Source organism: Chryseosolibacter indicum, assembly GCF_018598585.1.
Classification (GTDB): Bacteria; Bacteroidota; Bacteroidia; order Cytophagales; family Cyclobacteriaceae; genus Chryseosolibacter; species Chryseosolibacter indicus.
Genome location: NZ_JAHESD010000057.1, coordinates 1 through 21994, shown reverse-complemented (window position 1 = coordinate 21994; position 21994 = coordinate 1). Strand labels below are relative to the sequence as shown.

The window sequence follows — 21994 nt, the reverse complement described above, 5'->3', positions numbered from 1 at the left end:
TTAATTATTGAAATTGAACCTCCTTATAATTGTTGTATACCCTTGGATAGTGTAGCCATAAAGAACGACTTGATCAGGACTTTCATCGCTGATGATCATAAATTATTTTGCGACGGGCTGGAACGAGTTCTGGCGGACTCCGGGAAGTTTAAGATCGTAGGTAAGTTTAACAACGGGCAATCGTTGTTGGAGCGCTTAGATGATGATAGCGCAGATCTTTTGATTATAGACATTGAAATGCCGGGACTAAACGGCTTTGATACGATTAAGCGAATCAGGTTATCTAATTCCGTGTTAAAAATAGTAATTCTCAGTATGCACGAAGAGGCTGTTTTTATCAATGAGGCAATATCGTTGGGAGCCAACGCTTACTTAAGTAAGAGCATGGAGAGTGCGCAGTTAATTGAATCATTGAAACAAACCTGTGAAGGAAAAAGAATATTTCCATCTACCTCTAGTGTGGCTCCGAAAATTGATTCTCCCTTTTCTGAAAGGGAGCAAGAAATACTTAGATTAATTGCTTCAGGAAAAACGAGCGAGCAAATAGCAGAGAAATTGTGCATTTCCCATTTAACCGTAAAAGCTCACAGAAGAAACATGATGCGCAAGCTTAATGTTAATAATACTGCAGAACTTATAAGCAAGTCGCTTGAAATGGGATTCTTATTTAATGCTTTTTAGTTCAAGAATTTTCGAGAGCTGACTTGTAAGATTTTTTCGAGAATACTGATTATCCACGGGCTTATCAATGTTATGACCATTACTACCCCAAGCAATAAAAGTTTTTATAATATAATTCTCTATCTCGGAAATACTCGTCTCATCAACCATTACTCCTGCAGATGTTGTCTTCAGTAGATCAGCAGCATTTCCGTGTTCAGGGCCAACTCCCAATACAGGAAGGCCCGTTGCCAGATATTCAAAAAGTTTCCCTGGCATGTATCCCTCAGCGTTTTTATATCCCGAGAGAATTAATAATAAAAGGGAAGAGGAAGCATAGACTCGGACTAATTCTTTATGAGGAATTGAGGGAACAAAAGATGTCACAGAAGACAAGGTTTTATTTTGTTCAACAAAACTTTTAAAATCAGAATGAACTTCACCTACAAAATCTATTCTTACTTTGGATGCAAAGTCTTTATTTTCCTTAATGAGCTTGAAAATAACGTTCATTAAAGGACGTGGATTACATTTCTCGTTTATTACTCCTACATGGCAAATCGTAAAGTTATCCTTTACTTCATGTTTTAATCCTTTAAAATCATCTTCATCAAATCCATTGGTTAAAAGTTGAACTTTCCTTTTTGCTAGTTTTTCAAAATGACTAACATAGAAAGGTGTAATTGTGGTAATAACATCTGCCAGCGTCAGCACCTTTTTCTCCATTTTTCGATGTAGGGATCTGGCTAAGGAAGTAACACGTAGGCTGTCAAGCAGGCCCCACTCACTCCAAGGGTCTCTGAAATCGGCAATCCATTTTAATGCAGGATTCCGCTTCTTTAACTCATACCCAATAAGATGCATGCTATGAGGCGGCCCTGTTGTAATTATTATGTCGATTTTTTTTTCGCGCAGAAAAGATTCAAGAAATTTTACAGAAGGCTTAATCCAAAACCTACGCGGATCTGGGATAAGCATGTTACCTCTAATCCACGTGCTTACTTTATTGAAAAGAGAATCATTGTTAATGTTAATTATTGAATTTGCTTTTTCTTTCTTTTTATTTCCGAATAAAGCACCCAATTTAAAGAACGCCTCGTACGGTTCCCATATAGGAAAATGAATAACCTCTGCCTCTTTAGGCACATCCCTTAACAATGACTCATCTTTGAGATTAAACGATGGATTTTTGGGGGTAAAAACATAAGGTTGCCAGCCAAACTGGGGTAGATACTTAACAAATTTAAGCCAGCGTTGTACGCCACTTCCTGCTGACGGAGGCCAATAGTAGGTGACAATCAGTACTTTCTTATTCACTATGCAAAAGTAATTTTAATTAAATGAATCAGAAGAAGTTTTGTTTTCTACAAAGCGAATAATTGTATCTACATCATTCGGGTTAAACCATTCAATGGCATTATCACGTTTAAACCACGTAAGTTGTCTTTTAGCATACCTTCTCGAGTTTCTCTTTAACAATCTCACTGCCTCTGCATAATCATAATTATTATCCAGGTACTCAAAAACCTCCTGATAGCCAACTGTCTGCAAAGCATTTTTCTCCTTGAAATTATAAAGGGCTTTAGCCTCTTCAAAAAGTCCGTTTTCTATCATAATGTCCATACGTTCATCTATTCGGCGATATAGTTCCTCTCTTGGAAGCTCCAGCCCGATTTTAACGATGTTGAAATTGTGCTGAAGCGTTTTCTTTTGCTGAAAAGATCTTATAGACTTGCCTGTTGCCAGAAAAACTTCAAGCGCCCGAATAATGCGATGAGGGTTTTGTTTATCAATAAGCGCGTAGTATTCAGGGTCCAACTCCTCCAACTTGGCCTGAAGCCAGCTTATGCCGTGATTTTTATAGTTCTCTGTTAATTCATCCCGGACAGACCCTGGCACTTCAGGAATATCGTCAAATCCCTCACAAACTGCCTTTATGTATAAACCTGATCCTCCGCAAAGTATAACTCTATTTCTCTCTCTAAATAACTCTTCCAACAGCTTAAGCACATCTTCGCCAAAGCGGGCTGCGTCGTAATCAGCCGTTATGCTATGGCTATCAATAAAATAATGCCGGATGGCTTTCAGTTCAGAGGCAGAGGGCTTTGCAGTTCCTATCGACATTTCTCTAAAAATTTGCCTGGAGTCGGCAGAAATAATTTCAGTATTGAATTGTCTGGCCAGCTGAATAGCCACTGCTGTTTTTCCAACTGCCGTTGGCCCCGCAACTACTATTAAATGTTTATTGTCTTTCAAACTGATCGAAATAGCAAGCCCCTTAAGGTCTTTGAAATTTATTTTTGGCCTTAAATTAAGCTAAATATGCTATCTTTGTTTAACATTCTACAACCACTATGATCAAATACACATCACAGTTCTTACTTAAAATTGAGGACATGCTTGCAGAATCAGATTATACCTTAAGATATGAAAAAGGCAATTTCAAAGCTGGGTATTGTGTATTGAAAGAACAAAAGATAATGATTGTAAATAAGTTCTATACTACTGAAGGTAAGATAAACGCTTTGCTTGATATCCTTAAAACTGTAACGCTTGAAACAACCAAGTTCTCTGAGAAAAACCTGAAGCTTTATCAGGAGTTTCAAGAACTTTTCAAACAATCAGCAGCAGCTTAATAGATGAAAGTAACCTTTCTGGGCACCGGTACTTCTCAAGGTGTGCCTGTGATTGGCTGCACGTGCGAGGTTTGTCAATCATTAGACTATCGGGATAAGCGACTAAGAACATCCATTCATTTAGATATTGATAGTCACAGCTTTGTAGTTGATACTGGGCCAGACTTCCGACAGCAGATGTTGCGAGAAAGAATCAAACGTATTGACGCTGTTTTATTTACACACGCTCACCGCGATCACACAGCGGGTTTAGATGATGTTCGGGCATACAACTTTATGCAGCAAATGGACATGCCGGTCTATGGAACCGCCCCTGTACTGGAGCAATTGCAGGTTGAATATGCCTATGCCTTTACAAAGGATTATTATCCTGGAATTCCAAGACTTACCCTTAACCAAATTGATTCAAGCAACTTTTTCATCAATGGGTTTGAAATAACTCCCCTGCCTTTAATGCACTATAAGTTGCCCATCTTAGGTTTTCGTTTTAAAGATTTCAGCTATATAACGGATGCTAATTTCATTCCTGAAGAAACACTTCTTAAACTATCAGGAACAAAAACTTTGGTAATAAATGCATTGCAACGTGAGCGCCATATCTCACACTTCAACTTGGAGCAGGCATTGACGATGGTAGAGCTGATTAAACCCGAAAACGCCTACTTTACACATATTAGTCATAAGCTGGGGCTGCACGCTGATATAACTAAAGAATTACCTGACAATATTTCCCTTGCTTTTGATGGATTGCAGATTTATTGTTAGTTCGAATAAATCTTTGACCTCAGACATAAAGCGTGCATAACAATTATCACTTTCTTAATTATCTCAGCGGGGAGCTGGACAACAAACTAAACGGCACAGTTATCTCCCAATGCTTTAGTCAAAGCAGAGATGAACTTGTAATTCAATTCGAAACTCTCAACAATCCCTTCTTTATAAAAGCAAGCCTTGTTCCTACGTTTACTTGTCTTTCGTTTCCAAAGGAATTTTACAGAGCAAAAAAAAACAGCATAGATCTTTTTAACCCTATCATCGGTTTAAAAGTAAAAAGTGTATATCAATTCCGTAATGAAAGAAGCTTTTTATTGAATTTGACGCATGATTTCTCCCTGCTATTCAAAATGCATGGAAATCGCTCAAATATTATATTGTTTGAAAAAGAAGAAGTTTCAGAATTATTTAAGAAAAATATTCCGTTGGATCAGCAGATTAAACTGACTTTCCTCGATCGCGACATTGACTGGAGCTATGAAACCTTTGTTAAACATCACGAAAATCCTGAAAAGCTTTATTTTACATTTGGAAAACTGATATGGCAATATCTGGAGTCGTTAGAGTTTCAAAACAAGCATGTTGAACAGAAATGGGAGTTGATTTGCGATATAAGAAAAGCATTTGATGCAGGCAGATTTTATATTACAACCTGGAAGGGAGCTACTGTACTATCTCTGCTAAAGATAGGAACAATACAACAGGAGTTCTCAGAACCAATAAAAGCTATTAGTGAGTTTTATTACACATTCACACAGGTTTATGTTCTTCAACAAGAGAAAGGCAAGCTTACCTCCACAATTAACTCAAGAATACAAAGCTCTCGCAACTACATCAAGAAATCATTTGCCAAACTAGAAGAACTAACAAAGGAGGATAATTACAAGAACTGGGCAGACATAGTCATGGCAAATTTACATGTTATACAGCCGGGAATTGAAAAAGTAAAGTTGCATGACTTTTACAACAACAATGAGCTTGTAGAGATAAAACTAAAAAAGGATCTGAACGCGCAGAAGAATGCAGAGCTGTTTTATAAGAAGTCCAAAAATCAAAACATTGAATTGACGTTCTTAAAGGAAGCCATTCAGAAAAAAGAGAAAGATATTCAGGAATTAGAAACTCAGCTTTGTACAATAGAGCAGTTCAACGATTTAAAAGCCTTCAGACAATTTGCTTCTGCTATAAAAACTGATAATAGTGATATATCTGAGGAGAGACACTTGCCATATCATGAATTTCTTTTTGGCGGATATAGAATATGGGTAGGTAAAAATGCTCAGGCAAATGATGAACTCACACAAAGACTCTCCTTTAAGGAAGACCTTTGGCTACACGCTAAGGATGTCACCGGTTCTCATGTCTTAATTAAGTATCAGGCAGGAAAGAATTTTCCGAAAGACGTTATTGAACGCGCCGCACAACTCGCTGCCTATAACTCTAAGCGGAGAAATGAAACACTTTGCCCAGTGATTGTAACACCTAAAAAATTTGTAAGGAAGAAAAAGGGCGATCCTGCCGGTGCTGTTGTTATTGAACGGGAAGATATTATTATGGTTGAGCCTAAGCTCTGAATTTAAAAAGCTCACCCGGCCATGGCTGGAGAACTCCCGTTAAATTATGTCTTCTTAGATTCGATAGTGGAGATACTGTGTAGCACTAATCATGATTCTGTGATATTTCACTGTAGATTCAATTATTCTTCAACAAAATTGCCTTTTTCGCAAGGTTGACAGAACAATCAAAGAAGAATGACAGAAGCAACACTGATCGTACACTGTAACTCATTAGGCCTTTGACTGACTAGTCCAGCAAAACGTAAAGTCAAAATCAAAAAAAAGCAAGGCCAACGCCTTGCTTTAGATAAGTTCAGAATGATACCTGAGACAATGTTACTTTACAAAATTAACTTTTAAAGTATTTGTTCTCGATCTTTCATGGATTGGCATGCTTGCAAGGATGATGAATATATCACCACTCTTTACATGTCCATCTTTTTTCAGGATTGCTTCAACATCGGCAATGGTTTCGTCTGTTGAAATTGTCTTATCGTAATAATATGCTGTAGTTCCCCAAACAAGATTCATTCTTGTAAGAAGGGGCTTGTTTGCAGTGAATACAAATATGTCTGCGTTTGGTCTATACGCTGCTGAGTGAAAAGCTGTATATCCGGATTGCGTCATTCCGACGATTGCTTTTGCACCAATATCTTTTGCCAGTTTACAAGCCGCCAGAACGAATGCATCGTGAACGTGGGTAGGTGATTCTCTGTTAAGCTCTTTAAAGCGGAAGTACATTCCAGGATTCTTTTCAACGGAAGCAATAGTTCTTACCATACTTCTTATTACCTCAATCGGATATTTACCTGCAGCCGTTTCTGCTGAAAGCATTACTGCGTCGGCACCATCCATAACAGCATTTGCTACGTCATTCGTTTCTGCACGTGTAGGACGAGGGTTTTCGATCATGCTTTCCATCATCTGGGTGGCAACGATAACTGGTTTTCCGGCACGGTTACATTTTTCTACCAACATCTTTTGTACCATTGGTACTTCTTCTAACCAGATCTCTACTCCTAAATCACCACGAGCCACCATAACTGCATCGGTCGCAGCAATAATTTCATCAATATTACTTAACGCTTCAGGCTTTTCAATTTTAGCTACAATTTTAGATTGTGAGTTATTAGAATCTATTATCTTTCTTAACTCATGAATATCATCTGCCTTTCTTACAAATGACAAGGCAATCCAATCAACATCGTTCTTCAAACCGAACTCAAGATCTTTCAGGTCTTTTTCGGTAAGAGATGGAGCAGTTACTTTAGTAAAAGGTAAGTTGATACCCTTTCTTGACTTCAATGGTCCACCATAAACAACTTCAGTAACTACGTCTATTCCTTTTACGCTCTTTACTTTAAGTTCAATTTTGCCATCGTCAACAAGAATCATATCGCCTATGTTAACATCATTGGGCAATAATGTATAAGATGTGCTTACGATCTGTGCATTTCCGAGAAGCTGTTTGGTAGTAATCGTTAACTCCTGCCCTCTTTCAATTACTGTATCGGGCTGAACTTCCTGCACCCTGATTTTAGGGCCTTGAAGATCTTGTAATAAAGATACGCGGCATCCAAGTTCTTCATTTAGTTCTCTTACCGCTTTTATAACTTTTAGATGATCTTCGTGTGAGCCATGAGAAAAGTTTAATCGGAAAACATCAACTCCTTCTTGAATAAGGTTACGGAGCATGTCTTTAGAATTTGATGCAGGGCCAACGGTGGCAACAATCTTTGTTTTGTTGAACGATACTTTATCAAACATATTGGTTTATGGTAATTCTTGATAACTGACAATTAATATTAAGTGGTGCCATGCTTAGAAAATGAAATTCGATTTAGACTTAAGCCCTTCTACTTCAATAGGATTCACCAGCTGTATAGATGGAATAGTTCGGATCAAATCGATAAGTTTTTCCTGCGTGTACTGTTCTTCCATGGCTGCCAAAATTATAAAATCAAAATGAGGAAATTCAGGGATTAGGAAATACTTTCCAATATCTTGTTCATTTGGTTTGTTTTTAAACAGTTTCAAACGATTGAGAGGGGTCTCGTAAGCATAAAAAGAAAATGATTTTTCTTCATTATTCTTGAAACCGACGAGTAAATCCGGCTGCTTAACTAAGGTTATTGCTAAAGCGTGATTTAGGTCCCAGGCAAGTTTATATCCTTTGGCTGCAGAACTGACGCCTAACAGCAAAAAGTTAAATTCATATTCTATCAGCAGCTTGCTTTTCTTCATTTCCGCTTTAAAAACACAGGTTTTGACAAGAATCTGACAAGATCAAAAAAGTTTGACAATATTGCAGTAAATCTCTTTCTTTGCACAGATTTTTAAATCACTAAACCGAAAAAACATGTCTGAAATCGCACAAAAAGTAAAACAGATAATCATCGAGAAACTCGGTGTAGAAGAATCTGAAGTTACTCCTGAGGCTAGCTTTACAAACGATCTTGGAGCGGATTCGCTCGACACAGTAGAACTTATTATGGAGTTCGAAAAAGAATTCAATATTTCTATTCCTGATGACCAGGCAGAAAACATCTCTACAGTTGGCCAAGCCATCTCTTACCTGGAACAAAACGTTAAGAAATAATTGACCACGCCTTTCTACAACCACATCTTTAAATCATGACATTGAAGCGAGTAGTCGTTACGGGACTTGGTGCACTCACACCGATTGGCAATACTTTTCCGGAATTTTGGGATGGACTAAAAAATGGTAAGAGCGGAGCTGCCCCTATTACGCGCTTTGATGCTTCTAAATACAAAACCAAGTTTGCCTGCGAGGTAAAAAACTTCGATGTCGGCAATTACATGGATCGTAAAGAGGCTCGTAAAATGGATCCCTTTACTCAATATGCAATGGTGGCGGTTGATGAAGCTATAAAAGATTCAAACCTCCCGCTGACTGATCTTAACCCAAATCGCGTTGGCGTTATTTGGGGATCAGGTATCGGGGGGTTATTAACTTTTCAGGAAGAGGTTAAGTCTTATGCAAAAGGAGATGGCACACCTCGTTTTAATCCCTTTTTCATTCCTAAAATGATTCCTGACCTTAGTGCGGGCCATATCTCTATAAAGTATGGTTTCAGAGGCCCAAACTATGTAACGGTGTCGGCATGTGCTTCATCTACAAATGCACTTTATGATGCCTTCACTTTTTTAAGACTGGGAAAAGCTGATATTATAATTTCTGGCGGGTCTGAAGCTGCAGTTTGTGAGGCAGGTGTTGGTGGCTTTAATGCGCTTAAAGCTTTATCAGAAAGAAACGATTCACCCGAATCTGCATCACGCCCTTATGACAAGGATAGGGATGGATTTGTTTTAGGTGAAGGTGCAGGTGCTCTTGTGCTTGAAGAATATGAGCACGCAAAAAGACGTGGTGCTAAAATCTATGCTGAGATTTTAGGTGGCGGAATGTCATCAGACGCCTATCATATTACAGCTCCTCACCCTGAAGGCGCCGGAATAATTCAGGTAATGTACAATGCATTGGAAGATGCAGGTATTCAAGCTGAGGAAATAGATTATATCAATACACATGGAACTTCTACTCCGCTAGGAGATATAGGAGAAATTAAAGCAATCCAGAAAGTATTTGGTGATCATGCCTACAAACTTAACATAAGCTCCACTAAATCTATGACTGGCCATTTGCTTGGAGCTGCCGGTGCGATTGAAAGCATTGCCTGTTTATTAGCGATTAATGAATCTATCATACCCCCTACCATTAATCACTTCTCCGATGATCCGGAGCTCGATTCAAAATTGAACATGACCTTTAACAAAGCACAGAAAAGAGAGGTTAATGTAGCTCTAAGTAACACCTTTGGTTTTGGAGGACATAACTTCTCCGTAATTTTCAAAAAGCTAAAGGACTGATCTGTTCATTCTTGATTTAGTGAATATTGCTAAATTAGCTTCAATAAATAATTGATGTAAGTCACTTGGTTTGGAGAATCCTTAAGATACCTAAAAGCAAAACTGTTCATGATCAGAAACTGATCAGGGCAATTCAGAACATTGCAGGATTTACACCCTCTAACCTTGCACTATATAAGCTTGCCACTGTTCATAGTTCTGTAGCCAAAGAAACTGAACAGGGTTTTAAAGAATCGAATGAACGCCTAGAATACCTGGGCGATGCGATTCTTGGAGCCGCTGTTGCCGATTTCTTATTTAAAAAATTCCCATTTAAACCAGAAGGATTTCTCACGGAGATCAGATCAAGGATAGTTAACAGAGAAGCCCTTAATCAACTCGCCAAGAAAATTGGCGTGGCCAACATCGTTCAGTTCGACAATAAGAATGCACATCTGCAACAGGTTATCCTGGGCAATACATTGGAAGCAATAGTTGGCGCCATATACCTTGATAAAGGATATTTAAGAACAAGGAAATTTGTTATAGACAAGCTTATAGCCCCCAATTATGACCTTGAAGAGTTGGTTAACTCCAACTCCAATTTTAAGAGTAAGATAATAGAATGGGCGCAACGGGAAGGAAAAGAAGTAAAATTCGAAATTGTAGATGTTAAAAAGGCTAAAAACCATAAAGAGTTTACTGCGCAGGTAGTGGTTGACAGCCAGGCCATGGGTACCGGATATGGTAACAGCAAGAAAAAAGCCGAGCAGGATGCAGCTTTTAAAACATGTGAACTATTGAATCTTCTTACAGCCTGACCTACAGGAATGATCTTTGAATGGGATTTGTTACAATTGCACAACATTTAAAAATCCCTTTTCTCATCAATGAAAATTGCAGGAGCTACACTTAATCAGATTCCTCTCGATTGGAAAAATAATATTTCTAATATCCTAGAAGCCATTGAGGAGGCAAAAAAACAAAAGGTGAAAATTGTTTGCTTACCCGAACTTTGCCTTACCGGTTATGGCTGTGAAGACCTGTTCCTTAGTCATTGGGTTTCTGAAAACGCCTTACAGCATATATTTGAAATCAAAGAATACTGTGACGACATAATAGCTGTTATAGGCTTGCCTGTAATTGTAGATGGATTTATTTATAACGGCGCTTGTGTAATAAACAATAGAAAAATCATCGGTATTTCCCTTAAACAGAACCTCGCAAAAGATGGGGTGCATTATGAGCCAAGATGGTTTGAAGCATGGCCTGCAGGAGTTATTTCAACCATATCTTATGACAATGAAGTAATTGAAGTTGGAGATATTATCTATGAAACCGATGGTATTAAGTTCGGTTTTGAAATTTGTGAAGATGCATGGAGAAAAGACAAGAGACCAGGGTACAGTCTATGTCACCGAGGCGTTAACTTAATCCTAAACCCAAGTGCAAGCCACTTTGCCATGGGGAAGAGTGAGCTTCGTGAGCATGAAGTTGTAATAGAAGGTTCTCAGAAGTTTAATTGCGTTTATCTTTTTGTTAATCATCTTGGCAATGAAGCAGGCAGGATGATTTATGATGGCGATATCATTATCGGGCAGAACGGAAAGCTCCTCGCCGTTAACAGAAGGTTATCTTTTAAAAATTACAACCTCTTAAGCTGTGAAGTAGACTTTAAGAATGTTGGCAAGTCAGAGGTATTAAAATCCGATGACAACAAAGATAGAAATGAGGAGTTAGCAAGAGCAGTATCACTTGCGTTATATGACTACCTGAGAAAAAGTAAGTCAAAAGGTTATGTCTTATCCCTTAGTGGTGGTGCCGACTCCAGTATCTGTGCTGTTCTTGTTGCTGAGATGGTTAAACGAGCATCTTCAGAATTAGGATGGCCACAATTCTGTAAGGCTTTAGGAATACCAGAACAAGATGTAAACGAAAATTGGAAAAAGGCTGTCAACCTTTTACTTACCTGTGCTTACCAAGGCACTAAAAATTCCTCAACGGCAACATTCAATGCCGCTAAAACACTTGCGGATTCTATTGGCGCTGCATTCTACGAATGGAAAATTGACGACGAAGTAATATCGTATACCCAGAAGATTGAAAAGGCCATTAACAGAAATTTAAGTTGGGAGCAGGACGACATCACGTTACAGAATATTCAAGCCCGTGCACGATCTCCAATTATCTGGATGTTGGCTAATATTAAACGTGCAGTGCTACTTACTACATCCAACAGGAGTGAAGGAGATGTAGGGTATGCTACGATGGATGGCGACACCAGCGGAAGCCTCGCACCTATTGCAGGGCTAAGTAAGATCTTTATACTCCAATGGTTGAAATGGGCTGAAGTTGAATTAGGGCATGCGGGATTAAACCCAGTGAATAACCTTCAACCAACCGCCGAGCTCAGGCCGTTAGAAAGAAACCAGACCGACGAAGATGATCTTATGCCGTATGGTATCCTTGCTGAGATTGAAAAACATGCTATCAGGGACAGGAAGTCTCCCAAGGAAGTTTACACATTACTGTTTAAAAAATTTGGAGAAGATGAACGGATTAAAGTATACGTTAAGAAATTTTTCCGTTTGTGGTCAATAAATCAATGGAAAAGAGAACGCCTTGCTCCTTCTTTCCACCTTGATGATCTGAATGTCGACCCCCGCTCATGGTGCAGATTTCCCATACTTTCTTCAGGTTTTACAGAAGAATTAGCGTCCTTTTAATACAACATTTTAAATTACTAAGAATAATACATTACATCAGCATTGCAAATTCATGCAATGCTTGATGTGTAATAAGTATTCCATATTATATTTGTTGCTATGCCTATATTAAGTTACATTATTTGGAACGGTAGTCCTGAGATGTTCTCAGTAGGAACGTTCTCACCTCGCTGGTACGGTCTATTCTTTGCTCTTGGATTTTTGATTACACAACAAATTCTGTACTCCATGTACCGTAAGGAGGGCAAACCAGAAAAAGATGTAGACACGCTAACAATCTACATGGTGGTAGCCACGTTGCTTGGAGCAAGACTTGGACACATTATTTTCTATCAGCCAGAAATGCTTTGGGAAGATCCACTTGGAATATTTCTGCCATTCGAATTTAAGCCGTTCAGATTTACTGGGCTTCAAGGATTAGCAAGCCATGGTGCGGCGATAGGTATTTTATTTGCGCTGTGGCTTTACAGTAGGAAAAGAAAGCCGGGTCAAAACTATCTTCAGGTAGTTGACCGCATTGTAATACTTGTTGCCTTGACAGGAGCACTAATACGTTTAGGAAATTTCTTTAACTCAGAAATTGTAGGTTTACCTACTGACAATCCTATAGGTGTTGTATTTGTTAACCGTTTTACTGAAACTGTTGAAGATCGTCGTATAGGAGGACAGGAAGTGGTAGAGTCGGTAGAGTACAGAAGGAATGATTCTATACCTAAAGGAGCTAATGGAAGGATGCCTCTCTCAATCTATATATTCTTTAAGAAAGATATACAGCAAAGCCAGGCCGTTACTTTTCTTGAGTACAGCGTAAAAGATTTATTAGCGAACCGCCTTTACGAATTCTTTGATGAAGGGCCAGGTGAACTTGATTATCAGCTTACGACGCAGAAAGATGGTACTTTAGCAGCACGGGTACATACCTTTGGCATAGCAAGGCATCCAGCCCAACTGTATGAGTCCATCTCTTGTTTACTGTTATTTGCATTACTTTACGGGATCTGGAATCACTACAAAGAAAAGCTGCCCCAAGGACGACTTCTCGGTCTATTTCTTATCTTTTGTTTTGGGCTAAGGTTTGTATATGAGTTCCTGAAAGAAAATCAAGTATCATTTGAAGATGAGCTTCCACTGAATATGGGGCAGATTCTCAGTATTCCATTGGTAATTGCAGGAGTTCTCATTTTAATCTACTCCTATAAAAATAAAACAACTGAGACTCCTTGAAAAAAAGGTAGTCTCATTGTTTGTGCTGTTGGGAAGTCTGTCTGAGTAACAAGTGATGCTGACTATTATACTCCTTTTCTTAAACCTTTTTTCCGGGGACAACCTTTTAAAGGAGAGTCAGGATTCTGTTTTTTTGAAAAGAAAAACAAATGTTGTAGTTACAGATAATACTGATACACTTAAGCAGGGCCGATTTCTAACCATCAATAGAATCTTTGTTACCGGGAACAGGATTACAAGAGACAGAATCATTTTACGTGAGCTATCGTTGAAGCCAGGGGATACATTTTTTAGTAATGATCTTGCTGGTATCCTCGAACTCGACCGTAGGAAATTATTAAACACCAGGCTCTTCAATACTGTCGAAATTAAAACGCTTGAGCTCGAACCTCTTAAAATAGATTTGGTCATAGATGTCAATGAAAGATGGTACACATTTCCTGCACCTATATTTGATATTGCCGACAGAAATTTTAACGAATGGTGGCAGAATTATGACCACGATTTGCGTAGAGTAAATTACGGGCTGCGTCTTTACCAGTACAACATGCGAGGCAGAAATGAAACCCTACGGTTCCATGCGCAATTCGGTTTTCAGAGAAGGTTTGAGCTCATGTATCGTTTCCCATATATTGACAGAAAACAAAAGCAAGGCTTAACCATTGATCTTTCTTTTACTGAGACAAAAAATACTGCATTTAAAACGGATGACCATAAGTATGTCTTCCTAAAGGATGAGCACATACTAAAAACTAATCGTTTGGCAGGTCTTACCTACTCGTACAGAAATTCTTTCTATGAAACGCATTCTTTACGTGTGGAGTATTTTGATATGCACATTGATGATACGTTGAAATTACTAAATCCCATTTATTATAAAGGAGAACAACTGGATCAGCAATATACATCGCTCACTTATACGTTTAATTCTGATCGTCGGGACTTCATTAGCTACCCTTTAATCGGTTACCAATTTATGCTCCAAGCCACACGCAACGGGTTACTGGCAAAAGATGATTTAAATAAATTCGAGACAACCCTTACTTATTCGAAGTACTGGGACTTAAAGAAGAACTACTACCTTTCAAATAACACAATCGTCTATACAAGCTATCCTGATGACGTTTCGTTTATCAACTATGGCGTTCTTGGGTTAAGGAGACAATTTGTGAGAGGATATGAACTATACGTTATCGAAGGTCCGCATTTTTTCCTCAATAAAACGACATTCAAAAAACTACTCTTCTCTAGGAAATATCATTGGAGTATGATGCCTATTAGTCAATTCAGACACCTACCCCTTTCAATATATTTAAAAACATATGCAGATGTGGGGTATGTAAAAAACTATCCTGATTATAAAGAACGTGATATCAATACCAGGCTATCCGATAAACTTCTTGGAGGAACAGGATTAGGTTTAGATGTAGTAGGATTTTATGATCTCGTATTGAGATTTGAATATACGATCAATGCAGAGACAGAACATGGCTTCTTCTTCCATATAAAACGGGAATTTTAAAGTTGCGTTCTCTCTGTTTGCATAATAAGCGGCCATTATTTAATTTGAGCCTGACTTTAAAAACCCCTCTGTATCAAAAAGTATTGGCTGATTTTACCTCTGTTTAGCTTCGCGCTTGCAGCCTCATCTCAAAGTGCCCCGACACTCATGGGAGCCCGCGCTGCTGGAATGGCCTATGCATCTTCCTGCTTAAAAGACGAATGGTCTATCTTCAATAATGTTGGAGGTTTATCTTCTGCAAAAGAGACTACCGTAGCTTTTACATACGACGTCTCCCCTGCTTTCCCAACGTTTAACCGTATGGCCGCACTTATTGCATCTCCCTTTAAAGTTGGCACCTTTGGATTGGGCGCCTTTAAGTTTGGAGATGATCTTTATAATGAACAGATACTTTCAACGGCATTTAGTAACAAATTAGGAATAGCTTCCCTTGGAATTTCGGCTAACTACATACAGTACGCTACGCTAGGGTTTGGCAATAAGAGTGTATTTTCTTTAAGCTTTGGAGGAATAGCATCTCTAACTCCTATGCTTGACGTAGGTGCACATATTCAAAACATCAATCAACCTGTAATTTCAGAGGACAGTGAAGAAGAACGATTACCAACACGTTTAACAATAGGACTTGCATTTAAGCCTTCCTCTAAATTGTTAATAAGCAGTGAAATTGAAAAACAACTCGATCTCCAGGCGATATGGAAAACCGGAGTTGAATATCAATTTAACAAAAAATTTTTCTGCCGGACAGGTTTTAACATTGATCCTGATGCAGCCTTCTTGGGTGTTGGTTTTATGCCTGAAAAGCTATCATTAAATTATGCAATGGAATACAATATACGCCTGGGTATATCTCATCAGGCGTCTGTCAGTTATAAGTTCAAAAAAAGGTGAAAGAAACTTTTTCAATACTTCTCTGCATGTGTCTCACACTAGCAAATGCTCAGGACTACCCGAGGGAAAGAATTGACTTATCAAAGCTAACGGATAATATTTTGACCTGGCAGGATGAAGACATTGGGTATGAAGAGATCTATGAAAATTATGTTCAGCTTTATGCTAACCCTATAGACTTAAACACTGCCTCTTTTGACGATTTACATTTAATCAACATTCTTACAGATAATCAAATTAACCAACTACTTGAATACAGGAAAGAGAATGGAGCGTTACTTTCTGTGTATGAATTGCAGTCAGTTCCAGGCTTTGATCTGCAGGCAATTCAAAACCTTATTCCTTTTGTCATTATTAATAAAACTACAACAAGCCATAGTATACTAGACCGAATAACAAATAATAGAAACAGTTACCTCATCTGGCGTTATGAAAAAACACTTGAATCTAGCGACGGATTTAACACTCCTAATCCTGAGCAACGTTTTAAGGGCAGTCCTGACAAATTATACTTGAGATTCAGAAACAGCAGGCCGAACGATTACAGCTTTGGATTGACAGCAGAAAAAGATGCAGGAGAGCAACTTCTCTGGCGCCCTGGGAGCAATCAATATGGAAGCGATTTTTTATCCTATCATTTGCAGCTTTCGAACAAAAGAAAATTAAAAACGCTTGTCTTGGGTGACTACCAATGCCAATTTGGACAGGGGCTTATATTAGGAAACACTTTTGGATTGGGCAAAGGTGGAGAACCTGTAATTACTACACGCAAAAGTAACATCGGCTTTTTACCGTATACATCTGTAAATGAAGCAAACTACATGAGAGGCATAGCCACTACTTATCAGTTGTCAAATAACATTTTTGTGTCTGCTATGTACTCAAATACTTATCGCGATGCTTCTGTTGATGGAGATGAAGTACCTACTTTTTCGTCCATTAATATTACCGGACTACATCGAAATGAAAAGGAAATACAGAATAGAAAACAGGTAAAGGAACAGGTTAGTGCAGGTATTATTAACTACAGAAATAAGACCATTGATGCCGGCATCATTTTTCAAAAGATAAACTTTAGTATTCCAATTTCTAAAGATGCTAACGCTTATAATCAGCACACTTTTAAGGGGGATGAGAATATTAATACTAGCTTTTTCTTTAACTATACAACACAAAATTTCAACTTTTTTAGTGAAGCAGCAAAGTCATTAGATGGTGGTTTGGGTATCATTACCGGCGCACTGGCAAGCTTACATGAAGATCTTGACATGGCGCTTATCTACCGCAAATACGACCCCGACTTTTATCCCTTTTACGGAAATGGTTTTTCTGAAAGCACAATAACCCAAAACGAAAACGGCTTTTATTGGGGCTTTAAATATAGGCTCGATAGAAAATATAGTATCGCAGCGTATGCTGACTTATTCTCATTTCCCTGGAACAGATACCGTGTTTACAAACCATCAAACGGCCATGAATATCTCTTAAGAATCAATTACCAGCCTACCAAAAAGGTGCTTGCATTTATTCAATTCCGTCAGGAGACAAAAATGAGGAACGTAGCCGACCAGCAAAATCTTTATAGTATCGGCACTGGGATTAAAAGAAATTTATGGATAAACACTGATTACTATGTCACGCCTAAAGTAAGGATGAAGACGAGGGCACAGTTTAGTACCTACAGTTTAGATAATGAAATAACAAAGGGGATTGCGCTTGTTCAGGATCTTCAGATTGACCTGGGGAAACTTGAGGTATCTGCAAGACATGCACTCTTTGATACTGATAATTATGACAATCGTCAGTACATCTATGAAAATGATGTTTGGCTTGCTTACTCGCTTCCTGCATTAGAAGGAACGGGGATCAGAAATTACATTATGCTTGAATATAAAGTAAGCAAGTGGCTAAGCTTATGGCTACGTTTTGCCAAAACAAGGTATTCTAATAAAGATGAGATTGGCTCTGGAATTCAAAGGATAAATGGAAATACAAAAAACGATATTAAATTACAGGCGGTTTTACACTTCTAAGTAATGCATGCTACTAAATTTATAACACCGGAAGTTCTGCTGATGCTATGTATTGGCGGAATACTCTTTATACTGATCTTTAGGGCTATCTTCAAGGATAAGCGTTAGCGGATTGGTCTAGGCGTCCTCCAGATTTCGCTGTTGTCTTAATTACATTAAAAAAAGCAAAGACTGCATATCCAAATGCCACATTGATAACGTGGTAATGAGTAAGAAGTGCCTTCAAATTTACAATTGCCGCTATTTAAGAAGTTGAAACAGACTGGTGTATTTGATTTTTCCCCTGAGATTGTTGCGGTGAGATTTTGTTCGGATATTATTATTTTTTATTACCTTTATCATGTTCAATTGAATTTTCTTTTTCTGGCGCTTTCAATTTTCGTTGTTCAGTTTTCAGTCAAAGTCTTTCAGTTAGACAAGTATTATTTCTCATTTATCTTTTTCAAAACAATGAACATTTATGTTGCCAACATCCCTTTTAAGGCATCCGAACAGGAATTGAGGGGATTATTTGAAGAGTATGGCGAAGTTTCTTCTGCCAAAATCATCATGGACAAAGTTACGCAGCGCAGCAGAGGTTTCGGCTTTATCGAAATGTCTGACGAATCAGCTGCTCGCCAGGCGATCACAAGCTTGAATGGTTTCAATTTTCTAGGTAAGACCCTTGTAGTAAACGAAGCTAGACCTAAAACTGATGCTCCTCCACGTAGCGGCGGAGGCGGTGGTTATAGAAGTGGCGGTGGTGGCGGATTTAACCGCAGAAATAACAACGACTATTAATTGATATAATCGATATTGTTAGAAACCAACTGCCCCGAGTAATCGGGGCAGTTTTTTTTTAGAACTACTCAATATCTGGTCAGGCATTTCTTCCGCTACATGTCTTGCTATTGATTCCGCTTTTTTGTAAACTTTGTATAAATCCAAATTTTACAGCCATGAGTGTTTTCACCGACGTCGAAAGGTGGGGCAATAATCACCGCCCTGGCTTTCTGGATATTTTCCGTATCGCACTCGGCCTCTTTATAACATATAAGGGGATGTATTTTATAGCACATATGGGCGAACTTGAGATGACAACATCAGGAATAAACCTATGGTTTGCTGGTGCAGCTCTTGCTCACTACATTATTTTTGCTCACTTACTAGGAGGACCATTAATCGTGCTTGGCTTATTTACCAGAATAGTGAGCCTGATTCAACTACCTATTCTGGTTGGCGCCGTAATTATGGTTAATTATCCGAAAGGTTTTCTCTCTCTCGGACGATATATGGAATTAGAAATTTCTTTAATAGTTCTCCTGGGATTAATTGTACTAATGATTTTCGGAGCTGGTTATTATTCTATCGATGCAAAAAGAAGAAAGGAAATACAGGTTCTATAAAAAGCTATAATAATATACCTATACCTAACCCCAAAGGGCACCCAAAAGGTGCTCTTTGTTTATTTATTGACAAGCAGTACTACGCATACCCATACACTAGTTGTAAAATTTTATATTTAGGTCAAAAAAACAAAATGGGGTATATCATTGGGGTTGACATTGGAACAGGAAGTATAAAAGCATTGGCAGTAGATATTACGGGTAAAGTAATTACATCATCCCAGATTACTTATCCTACCTTAAACCCTCAGGAGGAACTATGTGAGCAGGTACCTGACACAATCTGGAAGGCATTTGTTGATTCTGTTAAGGAAATTGTTACAGCACAAAAAACTTCACCGCTTGGTATTGCTATAAGTTCTGCCATGCACAGCTTGATTTTAATCGGTGAGGGTGATCAACCAATTTCAAATGTAATAACATGGGCTGACAATAGAGCTAAACATATTGCTGAACGACTGAAAGGATCACCTGTAGGAGACTCCATCTACAGACAAACCGGAACTCCTATTCATGCTATGTCGCCCCTAACTAAAATTATCTGGTTTAAAGAAAATCAACCGGAAATCTTTAGCAAGACAAAAAGATTTATATCCATAAAAGAATACATCTGGTATAAGTTATTTAACGCGTACGAGGCTGATTACTCCATCGCCTCCGCAACGGGTTTAATGGATATTATTTCGCTCCGTTGGAATACGCAAGCGCTTGCACTTGCAGGTATCACGGAAACACAACTTTCAAAACTTATTGACACAAATCATCTCAGACGAGGGATAACAAAACAACTTGCGGGAGACCTTGCGATAGATGAATCGACACCTTTTATGGTTGGAGCAAGTGATGGATGTATGGCCAACCTGGGTAGTTTTGCAATTGAACAAGGCATTGGTGCTCTTACTATTGGAACCAGTGGTGCTGTTCGCGTTGCAAGTTCAAAACCAGTGTATAATTATTCAGCCATGACTTTTAATTACAGGCTCGATAAAGATACCTTTATTTGTGGTGGCCCTACTAATAACGGCGGCATTGTTCTGAAATGGTATGCTGAAAGTTTTCTTCGTAAAAAGTTAAATACTGCGGAGGATTATAAAGAGCTGCTCGATGAAATTAAAGGTATACCAATAGGTGCTGATGGTCTTATCTTTCTCCCGTTTATACTTGGCGAAAGAGCTCCGGTTTGGAATAGTAACGCTAGTGGCGTATTCTTTGGAATAAGAAATCATCATACCCAATCGCACTTTACTAGGGCTGTGCTAGAAGGTGTCTCAATGGCATTGTATAACATTGCTGAGAGCATGGAAAATCATGGGTTACAGATTGATGAAATAAATGCAAGCGGAGGTTTTGTTCGTTCTACAGAATGGTTAAAGATAATGGCTGATATCTTCGGTAAGAAGATTCGCGTAGTCGATGCTAATGATGCTTCAGCATTGGGTGCAGCTTACATGGCCCTTAAATCATTAGGACATATAAAAGCGTATGCTGAGCTTCAATCTAAAACTTTCAAAGTGATAATGCCCAACCTCGAAAATTTTAAATATTATCAAAAGCAATATAAGCGCTATGTAAATCTATATGAAAGTCTGTCAGCGCAAATGAGAGAAAATATTAACAGCAACTAATAGATTTTATAGCGAGGTAATCCAATGATTAACCTCGCTTTAATTCCATAATTGTCAGTTCAGGGGGCATCCCAATACGTCCAGGGTAACCCAAATATCCGAAACCTCTGTTTACATACAGATACTGTTTACCTTCCTGATAGAGCCCTGCCCATTGCTTATACACGTATTGAGATGGACTCCACTTTATGTTTCCTACTTCCACCCCAAATTGAAATCCATGCGTGTGTCCGGCAAACATTATATCAATATCAGGGAACTCAGAGCGTACTTGAGCATCCCAATGGCTGGGATCATGCGATAACAAAAGTTTAACAGAAGCATCCTCAACTCCCTGATAAGCATCTTTTAATCTTCCATATTTAGAAAACCTGCCTGCTCCCCAATTTTCGTTTCCGATAATAGCTATCTTGTCGCTGCCGAGTTGAATGATCTTATGCTCATTCATAAGGATATTATAATGCATTTGCTTGTGTGCGGCCACCAGGTCACGAAAATTCCGTCTCTTCGCTTCCATACTATCCCAGTGTTGATAGTCGCCGTAATCGTGGTTTCCGGTAACTGAATAAACACCAAGCGGCGCCTTCAATTTATTAAAAATATCAATGTATTCTTTTACTTCTGATGCTTCATTGTTCACCAGATCTCCTGTAAAGAATAAGATATCCGGCTTTTGGGCTAACATCATTTCTACACCACCTTTAACAGCAGCCTTATTAAAGAAACTTCCGGAATGAATGTCTGATAATTGACCAATTCTAAGTCCATCAAAATTTTTTGGGAGATTGGGAAGCGTAACTGTTACTCGCCGTATTCGGTAGTCATGGGCTCCTGAAATAATTCCATAGGCCATAGCGCCAAAGGGAATACTGGTGGCTACCAAAGCTGCCTTAGTCAAAAATTCAGAACGGGGTATGGTCTCCCCTGGAAGTCCTTTATGGCTTGTGCCATGATAGAAAAAATGTGCTACCCATTTAACCGCCCTTTGTATGTCATCGATAAACAAGACAACTATTCCCAGAAATTTTGAGACGTAAAGCGCAAATAACCCGGTTAAAATAAAACTTCTTGTGGTAGCACCATACTCACTTAAGT

At 38.6% G+C, this 21994-nt stretch carries 20 protein-coding genes; 15 read left to right on the top strand and 5 right to left on the bottom strand.

Features of this window, described 5'->3' with window-relative positions; translation table 11 throughout:
• Positions 1-42: 42 nt before the first annotated feature.
• On the top strand, positions 43-681 hold the full coding sequence (locus KK060_RS19425; RefSeq protein ID WP_254155439.1) for a response regulator: 639 nt from the start codon (positions 43-45) through the stop codon (positions 679-681).
• Here the strand turns inward: KK060_RS19425 and KK060_RS19420 are convergent.
• Both KK060_RS19420 and miaA read right to left on the bottom strand, forming a co-directional pair.
• Positions 664-1977 carry a glycosyltransferase gene (locus KK060_RS19420; RefSeq protein WP_254155438.1) on the bottom strand — a complete coding sequence of 438 codons (1314 nt, stop codon included), beginning with the start codon at positions 1975-1977 and terminating at the stop codon, positions 664-666. The two genes, KK060_RS19425 and KK060_RS19420, sit on opposite strands and share 18 nt — an antisense overlap.
• A gap of 15 nt (positions 1978-1992) precedes the next feature.
• Positions 1993-2916, bottom strand: a complete 924-nt coding sequence (gene miaA / locus KK060_RS19415) for a tRNA (adenosine(37)-N6)-dimethylallyltransferase MiaA (protein ID WP_254155437.1) — start codon at positions 2914-2916, stop codon at positions 1993-1995.
• Positions 2917-3014: 98 nt separating this feature from the next.
• Here miaA and KK060_RS19410 point away from each other — a divergent pair, with 98 nt between their 5' ends.
• From KK060_RS19410 to KK060_RS19400, 3 genes are read left to right on the top strand one after another with little or no spacing between them, the layout of a single operon-like run.
• Positions 3015-3296 carry a hypothetical protein gene (locus tag KK060_RS19410; RefSeq protein WP_254155436.1) on the top strand — a complete coding sequence of 94 codons (282 nt, stop codon included), beginning with the start codon at positions 3015-3017 and terminating at the stop codon, positions 3294-3296.
• Between the two features lie 3 nt (positions 3297-3299).
• Positions 3300-4061, top strand: coding sequence for an MBL fold metallo-hydrolase (locus KK060_RS19405; protein ID WP_254155435.1), 762 nt, complete (start codon positions 3300-3302; stop codon positions 4059-4061).
• Positions 4062-4093: 32 nt separating this feature from the next.
• Positions 4094-5644, top strand: a complete 1551-nt coding sequence (locus KK060_RS19400) for an NFACT RNA binding domain-containing protein (RefSeq protein WP_254155434.1) — start codon at positions 4094-4096, stop codon at positions 5642-5644.
• Between the two features lie 318 nt (positions 5645-5962).
• Here KK060_RS19400 and pyk read toward each other — a convergent pair whose 3' ends face one another.
• Positions 5963-7393 (bottom strand): pyruvate kinase, encoded by a 1431-nt coding sequence (gene pyk, locus KK060_RS19395; RefSeq protein WP_254155433.1) that lies wholly within the window; start codon positions 7391-7393, stop codon positions 5963-5965.
• Between the two features lie 54 nt (positions 7394-7447).
• A complete protein-coding gene (locus tag KK060_RS19390) occupies positions 7448-7870 on the bottom strand; it encodes an IPExxxVDY family protein (protein ID WP_254155432.1) in 423 nt (140 codons plus the stop codon).
• Between the two features lie 115 nt (positions 7871-7985).
• Between KK060_RS19390 and KK060_RS19385 the strand changes: the two genes are divergently transcribed.
• The 11 genes from KK060_RS19385 (at position 7986) to KK060_RS19335 (ending at position 20899) form a co-directional block, all read left to right on the top strand.
• Positions 7986-8225, top strand: a complete 240-nt coding sequence (locus KK060_RS19385) for an acyl carrier protein (protein ID WP_025537672.1) — start codon at positions 7986-7988, stop codon at positions 8223-8225.
• Positions 8226-8260: 35 nt separating this feature from the next.
• Entirely contained in the window at positions 8261-9514 is a 1254-nt protein-coding gene (fabF, locus tag KK060_RS19380) for a beta-ketoacyl-ACP synthase II (RefSeq protein ID WP_254155431.1), read from the top strand.
• A gap of 65 nt (positions 9515-9579) precedes the next feature.
• Complete coding sequence (gene rnc / locus KK060_RS19375; protein ID WP_254155430.1) at positions 9580-10314, top strand: ribonuclease III; 735 nt, start codon at positions 9580-9582, stop codon at positions 10312-10314.
• A gap of 69 nt (positions 10315-10383) precedes the next feature.
• On the top strand, positions 10384-12219 hold the full coding sequence (nadE, locus tag KK060_RS19370) for an NAD(+) synthase (protein ID WP_254155429.1): 1836 nt from the start codon (positions 10384-10386) through the stop codon (positions 12217-12219).
• A 99-nt stretch (positions 12220-12318) separates the two neighbouring features.
• Positions 12319-13443 carry a prolipoprotein diacylglyceryl transferase gene (locus tag KK060_RS19365; RefSeq protein ID WP_254155428.1) on the top strand — a complete coding sequence of 375 codons (1125 nt, stop codon included), beginning with the start codon at positions 12319-12321 and terminating at the stop codon, positions 13441-13443.
• 133 nt (positions 13444-13576) lie between these two features.
• Positions 13577-14965 (top strand): POTRA domain-containing protein, encoded by a 1389-nt coding sequence (locus tag KK060_RS19360; protein ID WP_254155427.1) that lies wholly within the window; start codon positions 13577-13579, stop codon positions 14963-14965.
• Between the two features lie 147 nt (positions 14966-15112).
• The gene (locus tag KK060_RS19355) at positions 15113-15856 is read left to right on the top strand and encodes a PorV/PorQ family protein (protein WP_254155426.1); all 744 of its coding nucleotides are present in this window, start codon (positions 15113-15115) and stop codon (positions 15854-15856) included.
• A 26-nt stretch (positions 15857-15882) separates the two neighbouring features.
• Positions 15883-17889, top strand: coding sequence for a helix-hairpin-helix domain-containing protein (locus KK060_RS19350; protein WP_254155425.1), 2007 nt, complete (start codon positions 15883-15885; stop codon positions 17887-17889).
• Positions 17890-18339: 450 nt separating this feature from the next.
• Positions 18340-18669 (top strand): RNA-binding regulator, encoded by a 330-nt coding sequence (rbp, locus tag KK060_RS19345; protein WP_254155424.1) that lies wholly within the window; start codon positions 18340-18342, stop codon positions 18667-18669.
• A 158-nt stretch (positions 18670-18827) separates the two neighbouring features.
• Complete coding sequence (locus tag KK060_RS19340; protein WP_254155423.1) at positions 18828-19274, top strand: DoxX family protein; 447 nt, start codon at positions 18828-18830, stop codon at positions 19272-19274.
• A 134-nt stretch (positions 19275-19408) separates the two neighbouring features.
• Positions 19409-20899, top strand: coding sequence for a gluconokinase (locus tag KK060_RS19335; protein WP_254155422.1), 1491 nt, complete (start codon positions 19409-19411; stop codon positions 20897-20899).
• Positions 20900-20927: 28 nt separating this feature from the next.
• Here KK060_RS19335 and KK060_RS19330 read toward each other — a convergent pair.
• Positions 20928-21994: metallophosphoesterase (locus KK060_RS19330; RefSeq protein WP_254155421.1), on the bottom strand; the 1067-nt coding region annotated here is incomplete at its 5' end.